The sequence below is a fragment of the Micromonospora sp. WMMD558 genome, from assembly GCF_049315255.1.
Lineage (GTDB): Bacteria > Actinomycetota > Actinomycetes > Mycobacteriales > Micromonosporaceae > Micromonospora.
The window spans coordinates 376,102-392,138 of sequence record NZ_CP186061.1 but is presented as its reverse complement, the minus strand read 5'-3'; the positions used below and the strand labels follow the sequence as shown (position 1 = coordinate 392,138).

At 67.7% G+C, this 16,037-nt stretch carries 15 protein-coding genes and 1 pseudogene; 14 read left to right on the top strand and 2 right to left on the bottom strand.

Annotated elements, in window-relative coordinates; all coding sequences use genetic code 11:
* Positions 1 to 347 precede the first annotated feature (347 nt).
* Positions 348 to 1,145 (top strand): DeoR family transcriptional regulator, encoded by a 798-nt coding sequence (locus ACN26Y_RS01820; RefSeq protein WP_422734139.1) that lies wholly within the window; start codon positions 348 to 350, stop codon positions 1,143 to 1,145.
* A gap of 146 nt (positions 1,146 to 1,291) precedes the next feature.
* Complete coding sequence (locus ACN26Y_RS01815; protein WP_422734138.1) at positions 1,292 to 1,972, top strand: YdcF family protein; 681 nt, start codon at positions 1,292 to 1,294, stop codon at positions 1,970 to 1,972.
* Positions 1,973 to 1,978: 6 nt separating this feature from the next.
* Here ACN26Y_RS01815 and ACN26Y_RS01810 read toward each other — a convergent pair whose 3' ends face one another.
* Entirely contained in the window at positions 1,979 to 3,205 is a 1,227-nt protein-coding gene (locus tag ACN26Y_RS01810; protein WP_422734137.1) for a helix-turn-helix domain-containing protein, read from the bottom strand.
* A 369-nt stretch (positions 3,206 to 3,574) separates the two neighbouring features.
* Here ACN26Y_RS01810 and amcA (ACN26Y_RS01805) point away from each other — a divergent pair, with 369 nt between their 5' ends.
* The 6 genes from amcA (ACN26Y_RS01805) to ACN26Y_RS01780 are packed head-to-tail and all read left to right on the top strand — an operon-like array spanning position 3,575 to position 6,703.
* Positions 3,575 to 3,739, top strand: a complete 165-nt coding sequence (amcA, locus tag ACN26Y_RS01805) for a multiple cyclophane-containing RiPP AmcA (protein WP_422734136.1) — start codon at positions 3,575 to 3,577, stop codon at positions 3,737 to 3,739.
* On the top strand, positions 3,736 to 4,083 hold the full coding sequence (locus tag ACN26Y_RS01800; RefSeq protein WP_422734135.1) for a hypothetical protein: 348 nt from the start codon (positions 3,736 to 3,738) through the stop codon (positions 4,081 to 4,083). The genes amcA (ACN26Y_RS01805) and ACN26Y_RS01800 overlap by 4 nt, the downstream gene beginning before the upstream one ends.
* Complete coding sequence (amcB, locus tag ACN26Y_RS01795) at positions 4,080 to 5,216, top strand: cyclophane-forming radical SAM peptide maturase AmcB (RefSeq protein ID WP_422734134.1); 1,137 nt, start codon at positions 4,080 to 4,082, stop codon at positions 5,214 to 5,216. Before ACN26Y_RS01800 ends, amcB begins: the two co-directional genes overlap by 4 nt.
* Positions 5,213 to 5,395: a multiple cyclophane-containing RiPP AmcA gene (amcA, locus tag ACN26Y_RS01790; RefSeq protein WP_422734133.1), complete on the top strand. Its 183-nt coding sequence runs from the start codon at positions 5,213 to 5,215 to the stop codon at positions 5,393 to 5,395. Before amcB ends, amcA (ACN26Y_RS01790) begins: the two co-directional genes overlap by 4 nt.
* A 60-nt stretch (positions 5,396 to 5,455) precedes the next feature.
* Positions 5,456 to 6,118 carry a pentapeptide repeat-containing protein gene (locus tag ACN26Y_RS01785; RefSeq protein ID WP_422734132.1) on the top strand — a complete coding sequence of 221 codons (663 nt, stop codon included), beginning with the start codon at positions 5,456 to 5,458 and terminating at the stop codon, positions 6,116 to 6,118.
* Between the two features lie 15 nt (positions 6,119 to 6,133).
* On the top strand, positions 6,134 to 6,703 hold the full coding sequence (locus ACN26Y_RS01780; protein WP_422734131.1) for a kinase: 570 nt from the start codon (positions 6,134 to 6,136) through the stop codon (positions 6,701 to 6,703).
* Between the two features lie 209 nt (positions 6,704 to 6,912).
* Here ACN26Y_RS01780 and ACN26Y_RS01775 read toward each other — a convergent pair.
* Positions 6,913 to 7,326: pseudogene (locus tag ACN26Y_RS01775) on the bottom strand (HAD domain-containing protein); the annotation flags it as partial.
* Positions 7,327 to 7,812: 486 nt separating this feature from the next.
* On the opposite strand from ACN26Y_RS01775, the gene ACN26Y_RS01770 reads away from it, so the two are divergent.
* The 6 genes from ACN26Y_RS01770 (at position 7,813) to ACN26Y_RS01745 (ending at position 16,035) form a co-directional block, all read left to right on the top strand.
* Positions 7,813 to 8,700 (top strand): replication-relaxation family protein, encoded by an 888-nt coding sequence (locus ACN26Y_RS01770; RefSeq protein WP_422734130.1) that lies wholly within the window; start codon positions 7,813 to 7,815, stop codon positions 8,698 to 8,700.
* Between the two features lie 353 nt (positions 8,701 to 9,053).
* A complete protein-coding gene (locus tag ACN26Y_RS01765; protein WP_422734129.1) occupies positions 9,054 to 10,001 on the top strand; it encodes a DUF2637 domain-containing protein in 948 nt (315 codons plus the stop codon).
* Positions 9,976 to 10,386: a helix-turn-helix transcriptional regulator gene (locus ACN26Y_RS01760; protein ID WP_422734128.1), complete on the top strand. Its 411-nt coding sequence runs from the start codon at positions 9,976 to 9,978 to the stop codon at positions 10,384 to 10,386. The genes ACN26Y_RS01765 and ACN26Y_RS01760 overlap by 26 nt, the downstream gene beginning before the upstream one ends.
* Positions 10,383 to 11,855 (top strand): tyrosine-type recombinase/integrase, encoded by a 1,473-nt coding sequence (locus tag ACN26Y_RS01755; protein ID WP_422734126.1) that lies wholly within the window; start codon positions 10,383 to 10,385, stop codon positions 11,853 to 11,855. Before ACN26Y_RS01760 ends, ACN26Y_RS01755 begins: the two co-directional genes overlap by 4 nt.
* A gap of 224 nt (positions 11,856 to 12,079) precedes the next feature.
* Positions 12,080 to 15,256, top strand: a complete 3,177-nt coding sequence (locus ACN26Y_RS01750; RefSeq protein WP_422734124.1) for a helicase-related protein — start codon at positions 12,080 to 12,082, stop codon at positions 15,254 to 15,256.
* The gene (locus ACN26Y_RS01745; protein WP_422734123.1) at positions 15,253 to 16,035 is read left to right on the top strand and encodes a DUF4391 domain-containing protein; all 783 of its coding nucleotides are present in this window, start codon (positions 15,253 to 15,255) and stop codon (positions 16,033 to 16,035) included. Before ACN26Y_RS01750 ends, ACN26Y_RS01745 begins: the two co-directional genes overlap by 4 nt.
* Positions 16,036 to 16,037 lie beyond the last annotated feature (2 nt).

Below are 16,037 nucleotides of genomic sequence, written 5' to 3'. Positions count from 1 at the left end.
AATCGGGACGGGCTTGTCGCGCGCCTCCGAAGGGTCAGCGCTGCAGTGCGGTGCCGATCGTGGAGATCAACTAATGGCGGCCCGATTTGACCGTGTCGCGCTTTCTGTCCTCAGCTCTTCGGCTGATTCACTGAACAGTGATCTCCAAAATCGGCCCCAAAACCACGGTTTGGGTATGCGGGTGCTCGCACGGGCCGCCGACGCCTCGCCCAACGGCTCACGCCGAACGCTGTCTCCGGTCACGGCGATCCCGGCTACCGATCTCCCAGCCGGAACATCGACCACTTTCTGTCACGACTGCGGGAAACAGGATGTTGGACTGTCGGGGCCGGAGGGATCATCGGAGAATGGGTGACCAGGGTGCCACGCGGCGATTGTCCCCGCGGCGGTGGCGGATCCTGTCGTACCTGGCGCAGCACGGCTCCGCGTCGACGCTGGACGTGGCGCTTGTCTGCGCGGTGTCGCGGTTGACGGGTCACCGGGATCTGGTGTGGCTGCACGAGACGGGACTGGTGCGCCGCGAGCGCTCGCCGGAGGACCGGACCCACACCTGGTGGTACGGGGTCACCCCCGAGGGGACAGAGGTGCTCCGGCGCGCCTTGACGGCGTCGGGGCGGCCGGTTCCGTTGCGGTTGGGTCAGCGGCCTCCCGGCGCGGCGGATGCTCTGCTGTTTCTGCCGTTGGTGGAGGTGTCACGACGCGACCCGGGGCGGTGCGAGCTGTTCCAGTGGCTGGCGACGATGGAGACCTCGGCGTGGTTGCGCCAGCACGACCTGGCGCAGTTGCGGGCCGACGGCTACGGCGTCTGGCTGCAGGACGGGCGTTGCCTGCGGTTCCTGGTACACGTCGACCGTGGCCCAATCGGCGACGTTGTCGCCGAGCACGAGCGGCCAGCGTCAGGGCTGGGTGGACTGTTGGCCGGCTATCGGCGTGCGGGCAGGCTGGTGCCGGTCGGGGCGGTTCTTCTGATCGCTCAGGACGCCGAGCGGGAGGAACGACTGCGGGCCGACCTGCTCCACGAGCCACTGCGGAACGCATTCGCCACGACCACGCAGCAGTTGTTGTATCGCCACTGGCCGGACGAGCAGGTATGGCAGGTCCCGGGCGAAACCGGCAGGCGTCGCCTCGTCGAGCTCGGATCCTGACCGCACCACCTCACGAGAGCCCGACCGTCGCCAACCTCCTGATCCTTAGCAGGCCAGCGGCGTGGTGCTGGAGTCAGCGGTGTCGTGCTGCGCTGCTACCCCTACGCTGGCGGCATGAGGGAACCCAGCGCGGACCGAACTGGTAGGTGCTGATGAACCGGCATGCGGCGGTACCTGCCGAGGCGATTTCCGACGCTATCCGGGCGGACGTGGAGACGCTCTGGCGCTACCACGACATGCGCCACGAGTTGCGCCCGTGCGACGTGGGGATCGGGTTGGGCAGTCATGACCTCGGCGTGGCTGTCATCGCGACGCGCTTGTTCCGCGAGGGCCTGTTCCCACGGATCGTGTTCACCGGCGCGAACGCCCCGACGACCGTCGAGCGGTTCCCGCGTGGAGAAGCAGTGCACTACCGCGAGTACGCCATCGAGCAGGGCGTACCTGTGGAAGCGATTCTCGTGGAGCCACGTGCCACGAACACCGCCCAGAATCTGGAGTACTCGCGTCAGCTCCTGACCGAACACCGGATCCCGGTGAAGTCGGTGCTGATCATGTCGCGGCCCTACCAGCAGCGTCGGGCCTACGCCACCTGCAGGCTGATGTGGCCCGAGGTCGATGTGGTGTGCGCCTCGAACCCACTCGAACTGGACGACTACGTGCGCAGCATCGGTGACGCGCGGCGGGTGGTGGACATGCTGGTAGGCGACACGCAGCGGATCGAGGTGTACGCGGAGCGCGGGTTCGCGATCCCGCAGGAGATTCCGGACGAGGTGCGGGCGGCGTTCGAGCGCCTGGTGGCGGCTGGCTACACGAGCCGGCTGATCTGAGCCCGGCTACCAGCGCGGCCCTCCCGACCGGACGCCCATCCGGTCGCTGAGTTCGACGGCCAGTCGTGGTGGTCGGGGGCGGGTGAGGATGTCCCGGACGAGGTCGCGGGAGAGCTGGTGGTAGCGCACCTGGTCGGGGCCGATGACTTCGGCGTCCAGGAGTGCGGTGAGCGCGTCGTCGATGCGGTTCCAGCGGGCGAGGGCTCGGGCGGTTTCGATGGCGTGGCGAACCTGCCGCTCGACGGGCACGGTGCTGGTGTCGAGTGAGGCGCCGATGGCGATGGCGCGTTGCACGTCGCCGAGTTCCATCGCCACGGTCGTCTTGTGGATCGACACGTTGGTCGGCCCGAACGCGGTCCACACGTGGTTGCCATCGGCGCCGAGCCGCTGCGCGGCGGCATCGGCCTCGGCGATGTGGGTGTCAGCGGAGGCGCGGTCGTCGTCTCGGGCGGCGGCCAGCGCGCAGACGAGGTGCAGGCTCCCGTAGACCGACAGCAGCTGCGGAGTCGGCTTGACGAGCCGTGGTTCCAGGAACTGCGCTGCCGTGGCGGCGAGGCCGCGGGCTTGGGTGTACTCGCCGATGGATGCCAGCGAGTGCGCGGCGGAGCGGCTGAGTGAGCCGATGACGACGTGATCGTGGCTGGCGTTGGCGGCGGCCAGACCTCGGCTGGCGGCGGTCCACGCGAGGTCACCTTCGCCGAGCTTGGTGAGGAACAACGCGGCGAGCTGGTGGGCGTAGGCGGTCATCGCGTGCGCGCGCTGGCCGTCGTGTCCGTCGTACGCCTCGGTGGCGGTGAGGCAGTCGTGGATGAGGTAGGGCAGTCGGCGGGCGAGGGTGCCGTACCGCGAGTGCTGGTAGGCGGTCCAGATCTCGGCGACGTCGTTCTCGATCTCGCGCAGGGCGGGGGCCTCGACGTCCCCCGTGCTGGCCAGCGTCGGCGCGAGGTGGCGGTAGTCGTGGAGCGCGGCCCGCAAGGCCGGGATGGTTTCGCGTCCGGAGTCGTCCGACCACTCGAACAGGCTCGGGGCGCCGATCAGGTCGCCGAGGGACACGTCGAGGGCCTTGGCGATGGCGCGTATGACCGACAGCCGGTCCAGGTCGGCCCGGTTCGTCTCGACCTTGCGTAGCCACTCCTGCGTCTTGCCGACCAGACCGGCCAGCACCTCCTGGGATAGCCCTCGTCGACGCCGGTAGAAGGCGACGCGCTGGCCGATCGTCATGTCGTCCGTCATCCCTCGCACACCATCACCCTGCCCGCTGAAGCCTGCCGGACCCGGTACGGATTTTCCCGGTCCTCCGGACGGACCGCCCCTACGTTCAGTTCACCTCGGATCACCGGCGCGTGTCGATGCCGGTGTCGGGATGACTGACAGGGAGCTGCAGATGGAGGGATCGATGAGCGGCGCACCACACCACGGCTGGGGCCGCTGGCTCGGCCCGTCCGGGAGCGACCTGTCTCGACGCTTTCCCCGCCTGCGTACCGCCATGAGGGCTGCGTGGGTGGGTGATCGGCGGTCTGCTCCCAGCCGCCGCGGTGCGGCGGCGGGCTCGCCCTTCCCCCGGCGAGCCCGCCGCTCATCGTCCCTGGTGGGGGTGGCGGCATGACGGTGTACGTCTCGCGTAACGCCATGGCCGGCCAGTCCCGGTGCCCAGAGCCGAGGCGGACGACCTCGCCGGGGCAGGTGTGGCCCGCTGATCCGCCGCTGCTGACCTTCGTGTGGCGTCGGCTGTTCGAGCAGCAAGCCCGCGAGGGCGGTCGCCGGTGACCGGGCCACAGCGCCGTTTCGCGGCGAACCGGCTCGCGCCGGCCGAGGTGGAACATCTGCCGATGCGTCCGTTGTGGCTGTGCCGCCGGTGCGGGCAGCCGTGGCCCTGCGGCGCGGCGAAGCTCGCGCTCCTGGCCGAGTACCGAGAAGTGCCGGTGAGCCTGTTCCTCTACCTGGCCAGCTGCCTGCACGACGCGATCGACGACCTGCACCGGCTCAACCCGAGCGTCACGGGCAGCGCCGCCGACATGTTCGACCGATTCCTCGGCTGGCCCGCCCGCCACACCCACGCCTACCGCGTCAGCACCACCACGGCCGCCAGCATCGAGGAGGCCTCCTCGTGAACGGCATCGGCCTCATCAACGCCACCGGCCAGCCGGCGGTCGCCGGCAGTTTCCACACCCTGGTCGTGCAGCCGACGAGCTTCTGCAACCTTGACTGCACCTACTGCTACCTGCCCGACCGACGATCCCTCCGCCTCATGAGCGGCGCGGTCGCGCAGGCCTGTGCCGAGTCGATCGCGCAGCAGCACAGCGGTCATCCGGTGAGTGTCGTGTGGCACGGGGGCGAGCCCACCGCCACACCCATCGGGGTGTTCCGGGATCTGCTGGCCCCGTTCGAGGAGCTGCGGCGCGCGGGGATGGTGCGTCACGAGATCCAGACCAACGCGACGCTGATCAACCGACAGTGGTGCGAGCTGTTCGCCGCTTACGGGTTCGAGGTCGGGGTCAGCATCGACGGACCGGGTGCGTTGAACCGGAACCGCCTCGACCGGGCCGGCAACCCGACCGATGCCCGAACCCTGCGCGGCATGCAGACCCTGGCCCATGCAGGGCTGAGTTACTCGGTGATCTGTGTGGTCACACCGGAAACCATCGATTACGCGGAATCCCTCGTCAACTTCTTCACCGGCCTGCCCGGCTGTGAGTCGGTGGGCTTCAACATCGAAGAGCAGGAGGGCGCCGACCGGGCGCCGGTGTCCGAGGATGCCGCGTACCGGTTCTGGCAGCGCCTCATCGCACGTCGCGTCGGCGGCAGCCCGCTGCGGATCCGCGACATGGACCGGCTGGCCGACTACCTTGCCGCCACCCGAGCCGGACACGTCGACCACGCCCCGTACGAGCCGATCCCGACCGTCTCGTGGGAAGGGCAGGTGGCCCTGCTGTCACCGGAGCTGCTCGGTATCACCGAGCCGCGATACGGCGACTTCATCGCCGGCAACGTCCTCCACCAGCCGATCACCGCCATGCTCGCCCGCGCCGGGGACCTGGACTACGTCGCCGAGTTCGTAACAGCCCTCAACGACTGCGCCGACCACTGCGCCTTCTACGACTTCTGCCGTGGCGCTCAGGCCGGCAACCGCTACTTCGAGCACGCGACGTTCACCGCCCGGGAAACGACCTACTGCCGAACCACCCGACAGGCCCTCGTCCGCGCCGCTGCAGAGCACTTCACCCCTCAAGGAGGAGCACCATGACCAACGCCCTCGCGACCCTCATCAACGCTGCACCCGAGCAACTCGCCCGCCTCGGCGTCGACCCGGAACGGTCGGTAGCGTCAATCGACGCGGCGAAGTTCGACAACCGCCCCACCTGGGACAACCGCGGAAAGTTCGATAGCCGACCCGGCTGGGACAACTGGAACAAGAAGAAGTAGCCCGCACCAGGGACGCGCGGGGTGGCGTGCCCACCCCGCGCCCACACAGGTTGAGGACACATGCGCACCACCACGATCGGCGACGTGAAGGTCCTGCTGCCGGACCTCGAACCGGACGACCTCGACACCACCATGGACCTCGCCGACCGCCTCACCGAGGCCCTCATCGAAGGCGCCGCGTGGCGCGGCTCGCACCTTGAGGACAACAGCATCCGCAGCAGCATGATCACCGGCGCGGACCTGAGCGAGAGCACCTGGGAAGCCGGCAGCCTCTACGGCTGCGAGATCACCCGCACCGACTTCTCCGGCGCGACCCTGACCGGCATCACCATCGAACGGTGCGCGATCACCGGCTCCCGGTTCACCGGCACCAGACTCACCGACGTGCGCCTGAAGGATGTCCTGTTCGACGGCTGCCGCTTCGACTACGCCACCCTTCAGCGTGTCACCGCTGCCGGCTCGGTCGCGTTCACCGACTGCACTCTTACCAACGGCGCGTGGTCGTCCTGCCGACTACCGCGCGTCGCGCTGCGGTCATGTGGCCTCGCCGGACTGGAATTGGACTCCTGCCACCTCGACGGCACCGACCTGCGGGGCAGCCGGCTCCACGGTCTCAAGACGCCGCTGGACAACCTGCGCGGCGTCACCCTCGGCGAGGACCAACTTCCTGACCTCACCCAGCTGGCCGTCGCCGCCCTCAGCCTCACCGTCCATAGAAAGTGAATCCGAGGAGGGATCGTGTTCGCTGAACCCACTGGCAGCCCGGACACGATCCTCGTCTGCATCCGGGGCAACTCCGGCTCCGGCAAGAGCAGCATCGCCCGCGAGCTACGACGCCGACACGGCCGGGGCTGCGCCCTGGTCGAGCAGGACTACCTGCGCCGCATCCTGCTGCGCGAACGGGACCTGCCCGGCGGCATCGCGCCTGCGCTGATCGCGCAGACCGTCCGGTTCGCGCTGGACCACGGCTACCACGTAGTGCTGGACGGCATCATGCACACCAGCCGATACCGCAGCGCGCTGACCGCCATGCGGGACGACCACCGCGGCCGGTCGCTGTTCTGCTACCTCGATGTGTCCCTGGCCGAGACCCTGCGCCGGCACCTCACCCGCCCGCAGGCCAGCGAGTTCACCGCCGAGAACATGAGCGGCTGGTACGCCGCCCAAGACGTCCTGGGCTGGCCCGACGAACTCGTCCTACCCGAGACCACCGGACTGAACGAGGCCGTCAAGGCCATCGCCGCTGCCGCTGGGCTACCCCAGACCGGACGCGACGACGACCTGCTACCGAACGTTCCGTCCCCGTAGAGCAGCTCAGTCAGCTCCCGGTCGCCGTTCCGGCGCACCGCTTCCCAGCGTTGGTCCTGAGGGGCCAGACAGTCCCCCCAGCACGGCGACTGCGACGACGTGCAGCTCGCTCTACCGCGCCCGCCTGAGCCAGCTCTCGATGACTGTAAGTCGTGCTCGGTCAGCCCGCGACGTGGGTCGACCCGATGCAGCAGCGCCGGACCGGGGTGATGAGTCGACACCCACTGTTGATCGGCGTGGGAGATCTCGTCGTCGACCCAGACAAAGGGGCGTCCCTGCGCCCACTCGACCAGCCAACGGGTCTTCCAGTGCAGGACGCCCACCTCGTCGGAGTCGGGCCAGTCCACGACGGGCAGAGGCGGCAGCCCGAGCAGGGGTGCGAGTACATCGTTTGCGTCGCTCATCCAGGTCGTCGCCCACACGAGATCGCACGGGAGGGCCTCCAGTCGGCGGCCGTGTTCTGGATTGACCTTGTGCAGCAGGGGATGGGCGTCGGCCGTTAGGGCCGGTGCCGGGGTGTGACCATGCGGCATGCCCGGCTGAGCCGCCGTGGGTGTTCCGAGCGGGATGAGGGTGCCGTCCACGTCGAGGAACAGCAAGGGACGCGGCGCAGGGTCGGACATGACCCAAGAGGCTAGCCCCCACCCCGCCACCGGCTACCTCCGCGCTTTCCAAAGGCCATTCGTCTCGCCGGTGCTCCCGGTGGCCGGCAGGCGTGCGCCGCTGACGGCGACCACGGCAGGGGCGGCGCCGGGATGCATCTCACCGGTGCCTTTCCGCTCCGGCGGCGCTGTGGTGACCCGACCACCCCATCAGCACCACATCCACACCTCAACCAAGGAGTTCTCGTGCTTCCGTCGACACCTCCAACAACTGCCGTAGGCATTGGCAGTAATGAGTTCCGGCTTGATCCCCGTTCGGGGGTCGGGCTTGGCGTCAGCGTTGACGTCAGTCTTCAGCCGGACCCCCGAACCGACCCCCTGTTTCCTCTCACACCGCAGGTCAGCCCGTCTGTCAGCGCTGGAGCCTTGTCCTGCGACAGACCCTGCCTGGTCTCGGGTCTCTCCCCCTGGGGCTGGCATTCCATACCGGGAAGGAGGTGGTAGCCGGTGGATGATCCGGTCCTTCGGGTCCAGTCCCAACTGACCGGCCGTGACCGTGTGCTGCTGAGCTGGTTGTACGACCACGGCGTGCTGACGTCGTTCCAGCTCGCGAACGCTCTGTTCCCGTCGTTGGACTTCTGTCAGCGGCGGCTGCGGACGCTGTACCGGTTGCGCCTCGTCGCTCGGTTCCGGCCGCAGCGGGCCGACGGCGGCTCGTACCCGTACCACTACGTCATCGACCAACTCGGTGCCGAGGTCGTCGCGGCCAGCCGGGACGAACGCCCACCCCGGCGCGACCATGCCCGGGTGGAGCGGCGGCGCTGGACCTCGACCCGCAGCCTCACCCACCGCCTCGGAGTGAACGGGTTCTTCACCGACCTGGCCGGGCGCGCCCGCACCCACCCGGGCACCGGCCTGCTGGAGTGGCTGCCGGAGGTGGTGTGCCAGCGCGCCGGTACCTTCACCAGCCGGAAGGATCCGGGGCTGGTGCGGGCGTATCAGCCGAGGGTTCGCCCGGACGGCTACGGCCGGTGGGTCGAGAACGATGTCGAGGTGCCGTTCTTCGTCGAGTACGACACCGGGGCCGAGCAGTTGTCGATCCTCGCCGGCAAGGTGGACGGCTATCAGGAGCTGTTCGGCACGATCGAGCGGGCGTGGCCGGTGCTGTTCTGGCTGCCCTCGGCCGCCCGCGAGCGCAACCTACGCCGCGTGCTGGCCGACGTGCCGCTGGCGGTGCCGGTCGCCACCGGGGCCCGCGACCACGCCGCGACGGCCGGCCTGGGCCCAGCAGAGGCGGTGTGGGCCATGGCCGGCCGGGAAGGGCAGCGGCTGCGGCTAGCGGATCTGGCCGGGTATGCCGTTGATGTCTCCAGCCGCGCGGGTGAGGCCGCGTGATCGGCGACGGCACGACGGCCGTGGGCAGTACCTCCACTGCGCAGCGGACATCAACGGCCGGCGTCTGTCACGGATCTGTCGTGAGCAGCGCGGTCGGCGCTGACAGATCCGTGAGAGCACCAGTCGTCCGCTCCCACAGCGGCGGACCACTTCTCGGTCCGGCGTCCGCGTTGGGCGGTCCGCGACCGGTGTCCGGTCCCCGTCCCGACTGTTGTCCGACGCCGGGTCGGTCCGTTGCTCGGTTCTGCCGCCTACCGCTGGCGGACGGACCGGAACGCCGGTCAGGGTTGAGGAGGTGATGGGCCACGACAGCACCGGTCCCTGACCCGGACGGCAGTCCGCGCGGCAGCCGCGTGGAGGGCGTCGTCCAGGTCGTCATCATGCTGGCCATCGGCGGCGCGGCCGGGGCGGCCAGCTTCACCCACGTCCACAACGTGGCCGCCGCGCACGACCAGCCCGGTTGGCTGGCCTGGGCCGACGCGATCGTCCTGGAACTGATGTCCATCGCCTCTGGACTGGAACTGCGCCGCCGCAAACGCGCCCACACCTCCACGGTCATCCCGGCCACAGTGCTGGCGTGCGCGGTCACCCTGTCCCTGGCGGCGCAGGTCGTCGAGGCCGAACCCTCGATCATCGGCTGGGTCGCCGCCGCCGTACCCGCGCTCGGATTCCTCGTCATGGTCAAGATCGCCCTCGGCCGCACCAGCACCACCACGCCCGCCCCTGCCGTGGCGGTGCTGGGATACCAGCCGGGTGAGTCAGGGCGGACCGTGGCGGACGGCGGACCAGGCGAGGCGACCCGGTCCGCCCTCACGACGGAGGAGCGGTCCAGCATCAACCGGACCGTCCGCGTAGCAGATGCGGGCCGTAGACGTGGCGGACGGGACCGGCAGCGGCGAGCGGACCGGGGACCGTCCGCGCAGCAGCCCGGCGACGTGGCCGAGCTGCTGCCGGCGGCGCGCAACATTCGGAACCGGCTCACCGCGGACGGGCAGGCACTGACCCGGGCGGCGCTCGCCGAAGCCCTCCGCGCAGCCGGTCACACCGTGTCCAACACACGAGTGTCCGAACTCCTGAAGACCCTCAAGGTCGAGTCGTCGGCACCACCCGAGCTGATCGTGAGCCCGGCCGTGCCGACCAACCCGACGCCACCGCTTCTGTCACCGGAGCGGCGCAACGGTGGCGGAGCAGCCACCCCTGCGCCGGTCGACCCCGACGGGGCTACCCCGCTCCTACCGCACACCCATCCATCTCATAACCAGGAGAACCCTGATCATGAACAGCCCAACGAATCACGCTGACCAGACCACCCGCACCACGACTGACAGCACCACCACCGCGCCCTGCGTCGGGGAGGTGTGGACGATCGAGCGCATCCGTGCCCTCGGCGTGACCACCACCCTGGCCACCACCGCATCGGTGCTCGGGATCAGCCGATCCCAGGCGTACCGGCTCGCGGCCACCGACCAGTTCCCCGTACCGCTGATCCGGGCCGGCAGCCGCATCATCGTCCCGGTTGCCAGCCTTCTTCAGCTCCTGCTGGTCGGGGACCCCGCTTCGACCGACGACCACCGACGACTTGATGCCGACGCGAAGGTGAGCGTGGATGCGATGACCCCGCCACCAGCGGATTCCACCCGGTACCGCTGGCGGCACCATACGAAGCATCCAGGAGACGATGAGTGAAGGGATCCACCTTCAAACGCTGCGGCTGCCGCGACAGCGTCACGGGCCGGCGACTGGGACGCTCCTGTCCCCAGCTTCGCCGGCCCGGCGGCGGCTGGTCCCGCACCCACGGCCACTGGCACTGGCAGATCGAAGTCCCCGCCCGCGCCGACGGCACCCGACGCCCACTACGCCACGGCCCCTACGCCACCCAGGCCGACGCCGACGCCGTCCTGGACCGCATCCGCGCGGTGCTCGCCGTCCCCGACCCCACCGACCCGCACACCACCGTCAAGACCGGAGACCTGATCGAAACCGCCGTCAAGACCGGCGCGCCCATGCCCACCCCGGACCAGATCCGGCGGGCGCTGCACCTGGACATCACCCCCACCGAGCTGCCGACCATGCAGGCGTACCTGACCGACTGGCTCGCCGGGCGCAAGAACATCAAGACCGGCACCCTGCGCTCCTACGAAGGGCACATCCGGCTGTACCTCATCCCGCACCTCGGCCACCTACGCATCGACCGGCTCCGCCCCGGCCACATCGACGCCATGTACGACGCCATCGCCGAACGCAACACCACCATCGCCACCCTGCGCGCCAGCCGTGACCCCGCCAAACGCGACCAGGTCAAGAACCAGCGGATCGTCGGCAACCGGACCCTGCACGTCATCCACGCCACCCTGCGCAAAGCCCTCAACGACGCGATGCGCCGCCACCGCTACATCGACACCAACCCCGCCCTCATGATCGAACTACCAACAGCCCGACCACCCAAGCCCACCATCTGGACCGACCAACGCATCCGCACCTGGCGCGACACCGGCAAAACCCCCAGCCCCGTCATGATCTGGACCCCCGAACACACCGGCAGATTCCTCGACCACGCCCACGACGCGAACGACCGGCTCTACGCCCTCTACCACCTCATCACCTTCACAGGGCTACGCCGAGGCGAAGCATGCGGCCTGCACTGGGACGACCTCGACCTCGACGCAGCCGCCCTTACCGTCCGCTGGCAACTCGTCCAGCACGGCTGGGCCACCGCTATCGATACACCGAAAACCACCGACAGTGAGGCCGCGGTCGCTCTCGACACCGAGACCGTCGCGGTGCTACGCGCCCACCGCATCAGCCATAACCGCGAACGCCTCGCCGCCGGTGCTGCCTGGACCACCACCGGGCTCGTGTTCACCACGCCCACCGGTGGTCGGCTCCACCCTGCCGACGTCACCGACCACTTCCACCACCTCGCCACGCAAGCCGGGCTACCACTGATCCGACTTCACGACCTCCGCCACGGCGCCGCCACCATGGGACTCGCCGCCGGCGTCCAGATGAAGATCATCTCTAACCGACTCCGCCACTCCAGCCCCCACTTCACCGCCAAGTACTACGGGGACGTCCTGCCCGAGCTGTCACACGCTGCTGCCGAAGCAACCGCATCTGTCGTCCCGCGTCGACGTGGTACAGCAAGGCTGGCGTAACTCGCAGGGTCAGCCAGCGGCGTCGCCAGCGGGTACTGCAACGAGCCTGTTCGTTGCGATCTGCGAGGTACTCCGGCATTGACCCCGCACGGCCGACCCTGCCGACCGTCGATTTCAGCCGCCTCGGGCGGCTACCGTGTGACCGGCCAGCCACACGGCGTCGATAGGGTCGGCGTCACTCGTGGCCCGCCAGACAACGAACACACCCCGGAGGTTCAGCCTTCATGGTTCCCAGCGACGCAGGCCATGCGATCGTCCGTTTGCGTAAGCACCTGACCGGCGCCACGCGGCTGGACTCGCTGTCGGAGTCGCTCTCCCTCTTCGTCTACGAGGCGCTCCAAGACGAGCTGGCCGACGTCGACCTGCGTCTGCTTTTGCACGGACATAGTCTCGATGAGTTTCCGCTCAACGGGCTTGAGGAAGAGAACCTCAAGCGTGCACGGCTGGACCAGCACCGCATCGCCCACGCCTTCGTGAGGTGGGCCGAAGAACATCTTCAGGCAAGAGCGCTCAAGCGCCGTACTCGTGGTACCTGGACGAGCGTCAATGGCCCTTTCCCCTATGTAGTCGACGGCGCAGGTCTCGAGGCCGAGAGCCTGGGCCTGGTGGCATCCCAGGACCTGTATTTCCCCCTCGAGACCACGGACGCAGACAAGGTGGCGCAGGCCGTCGTCAACTTCGAGCGGATGTGGTACGACGACGCGACCACCCGCACCGTCCAGGAGGAGTTCCTCGACGCGGCCCGAGCTCTCTTTGAGGACAGGGCCCCCGAGTCCGTTTACCTGCGTGTCCTGACCTCCTTATTCAAGGACTTCATCGAGGAATCCGGCGAGGAGACTGCCGGACGCGGCAAGACCGGCTTCTACGACTCAGTCGTGTGGAACAAGCTCTACAAGTTCCAGCGCGACGGTGTACTCGGTGCGATCGAGAAGCTTGAGCGCCACAACGGGTGCATAATCGCCGACAGCGTGGGCCTGGGGAAGACCTTCGAGGCCCTCGCGGTCATCAAGTACTACGAGTTGCGTAACGATCGCGTCCTCGTCCTGGCCCCCAAGCGGCTGCGAGAGAACTGGACTATCTATCGCAGCAACGACAACCGCAACCCGCTGGCAAAGGATCGCTTTAACTACGATGTCCTCAACCACACCGACCTCAGCCGTGCCAGCGGGCTGTCCGGGAACATAGACCTGGCGAACATCAACTGGGGAAACTACGACCTCGTCGTAATCGACGAGTCCCACAACTTCCGCAACAACCCGCAGGTCAAGGGCCGGACGACCCGGTATGAGCGCCTTATGAACGAGGTTTTCAAGACCGGTGCCAAGACCAAGGTCCTCATGCTCAGCGCCACGCCCGTGAACACCCGTTTGGCCGATCTAAAGAACCAGGTCCTGTTCGCTACCGAGGGCGACGACCAGGCTCTGGCCGCAGATGGGATTAAGAGCATCGAGGCGACCCTGGCCAAGGCGCAGAAGCACTTCAACGACTGGCAGCGGACGCCCGCGGCCACCCGCAGTACGAAGTCATTGGTCGGCACACTCGGCATGGACTACATCCGCCTGCTAGACCTGGTTACGATCGCCCGTTCGCGCAAGCATATTCAGAAGTATTACGGGACCAAGGACGTGGGGAAGTTCCCCGACCGCCTGGCCCCAATCAACCTCACTCCGCCCATCGACTCGGCCCGCACGATGATCCCGCTGGAGCAGATCAACCGGTCGATCCTTCGCCTGAACCTGGCAGCCTACAAGCCCACTTCCTACGTGAGCACCAAGTACGAGAGCAAGTACGCCGCCATGTACGACCAAAAGGTGCGCACGGGCGGTCAGCGTGTGTGGAAGCAGACCGACCGCGAGAACAACGTGGTCCATCTGCTGCGAGTAGGGCTACTCAAGCGCTTGGAGTCGTCGGTTAACTCCTTGGGCAAGACCCTCAACAAGATTCTCGCCACGATCGACAGCGCGATCGCCAGCATCGACGCCTACGAGGCGACCGGGACCGAGGGAACTTCCATCGACAGCCTCGCCGACCTGGAGAACATCGACCTGGACGACCCCCTGTTCGAGGACACCGTCGGCGGCAGTGTCAAGGTCTTCCTCGCCGACATCGATCGGATTAGGTGGAGGCAAGAACTCCAGCAGGACCGGGACACCATGGCAGCACTGCTAGCCGAGGTGAGGGTGGTCGACGCCACGCGCGACGCCAAGCTGGCCCAGCTCAAGCAGTTCCTGCGCAACAAAGCCGAGCACCCCACCAACGACGGAAACCGCAAGGCCCTGGTCTTCACCGCGTTCAGCGACACCGCTGACTACCTCTATAATCACGTGGCCCGCTGGGCCAACGACAATCTGGGCGTGCACGTCGCCCTGATCACCGGACAGACCACCCGGACTACGCTCCCGATGAAGCCCACCCGCATGATCGACGTGCTTACCGCCTTCTCCCCGCGCTCCAAGGGCGGTGATCTGGCTTCTCCGCAGATCGACATCGTGATTGCCACCGACACGATTTCGGAAGGCCAGAATCTTCAGGACTGCGACACGGTGATCAACTACGACATCCACTGGAACCCTGTGCGTATCGTCCAGCGTTTTGGACGCGTGGACCGCCTGGGTACCACCAACACTAGCGTCCAGCTTGTCAACTTCTGGCCGAACATGGACCTGGATGCCTACATCAACCTCGAGACGCGCGTGTCCAGCCGCATGACCCTCTTGGACGTCTCCGCGACCGGCGAGGAGAACATACTGGACGTCACGTCCGGTGGTATGAACGACCTCGACTACCGGCGCAGGCAGCTGCAGCAGATGCAGAACGCCGCTCCCACAATGGAAGACCTAGCTGGCGGCCTGAGCATCACCGACCTGACCCTCTCCGACTTCCGCATGGACGCCGCTGCACGCCCGCGCGAAGAGATTCGGGAGATCACCGGGTGGCCCCTGGCCCTGTTCGGCGTCACCCGCTTCGACAAGACCCTGGCCGACGACGGGCTCGCGCCCGGAGCGGTCTTCCTCCTGCGAGTGCGAGACGACGCATTCACCTTCGCCAAGTCCTACCCGCTGGCCCCGTACGCGCTCATCTACGTGACCGACGACGGCAGGCTTGCCCACGCGATCGAGGAACCTAAGTTAGCCCTCGACGTCCTGCGCCACCACTGCCTGGGCAGCACCCAACCTGATGCCGCTGTCCTCGCCGACTTTGACAAGGCAACCAGGTCGGGCAGATCCATGAAGCATTACCGCAACCTGCTGGACATGGCGGTCCGAGCGGCTTCAGGCAAAGCCGAGGAGAGTATGGTGGCCTCCCTGTTCTCTGCCGGCCCCTCTGAGCTGGGCACGGACGCTACCGCGCCTGGCCTGGAAGCCGTAGACCTGGTCGCCTGGGTGGTGCTCTTTCCATGACCGTGATCGACATACCCCACGAGCACAACGGTGTCAGCCTGCTTGGTCTGCCCGACGGGGCACGCCAGCAGCACCGCATCACCAAGAAGATGCTTGCTGCCCAGTTCGAGGAGCAGGCACCGGGGGATGCACGTCTGATCACCAAGGCGCTGGCCTCAGCGCAGCTGGTCGGGATCTTACGCCCCGAGACCATCCAGGTACCCAAGTACGAGGACGCGGAACGTGCCGTCGTCGACGTCCCGGTCCTGGAGGTCGTCCTGGCCGACAAGACATCATCGGCCGACCGCACCCGAGTGACCCAGCTCGTTCACCGCAGCATGGCCAAGCCCGTAGTGCTTTTCGTGCACATTTCTGACTACCCCACGATGCTCTCCCTGGCGCTCAGCCATGTGAGCCGCACGGACCCCACCCAGTCGACATCGGTGATCGACGCGCACGTCATGGTGCCAGTCGGGCAGATCGAACCAGGCGCCCTGCACCTGGACCGGCTCGACCGCACAGACATGTGGGCGCTGTACCGCGACCTCGTACGCACCACCGCCGCCGACGGGCGCCTCGCCAGCACAGTTCTGCAAGCAGCCGAGGCCATCGCACTGCGCCGGCGGCTGACCGACCTAACGACCGAACTGACCACCGTCGTGCGGGACGCCAAACAGGCGAAGAGCCAGCAACGACGCATCGACCTCAACACGAAAGCACGGACGTTGCGCGGGGAGATTGGGCGTGTCAGAGACACCCTTTACAGTGCCGACCACGATGACGCTCACGGTGCCACCTGACG

What these genes read in the sequence shown, in the direction of transcription:
- ACN26Y_RS01820 (WP_422734139.1), top strand. Translation starts at nt 348, where the DNA reads ATGGGTGACCAGGGTGCCACGCGGCGATTGTCCCCGCGGCGGTGGCGG.
- ACN26Y_RS01810 (WP_422734137.1), bottom strand. Translation starts at nt 3,205, where the DNA reads ATGACGGACGACATGACGATCGGCCAGCGCGTCGCCTTCTACCGGCGT.
- amcA (WP_422734136.1), top strand. Translation starts at nt 3,575, where the DNA reads ATGACGGTGTACGTCTCGCGTAACGCCATGGCCGGCCAGTCCCGGTGC.
- amcA (WP_422734133.1), top strand. Translation starts at nt 5,213, where the DNA reads ATGACCAACGCCCTCGCGACCCTCATCAACGCTGCACCCGAGCAACTC.
- ACN26Y_RS01785 (WP_422734132.1), top strand. Translation starts at nt 5,456, where the DNA reads ATGCGCACCACCACGATCGGCGACGTGAAGGTCCTGCTGCCGGACCTC.
- ACN26Y_RS01760 (WP_422734128.1), top strand. Translation starts at nt 9,976, where the DNA reads ATGAACAGCCCAACGAATCACGCTGACCAGACCACCCGCACCACGACT.
- ACN26Y_RS01750 (WP_422734124.1), top strand. Translation starts at nt 12,080, where the DNA reads ATGGTTCCCAGCGACGCAGGCCATGCGATCGTCCGTTTGCGTAAGCAC.
- ACN26Y_RS01745 (WP_422734123.1), top strand. Translation starts at nt 15,253, where the DNA reads ATGACCGTGATCGACATACCCCACGAGCACAACGGTGTCAGCCTGCTT.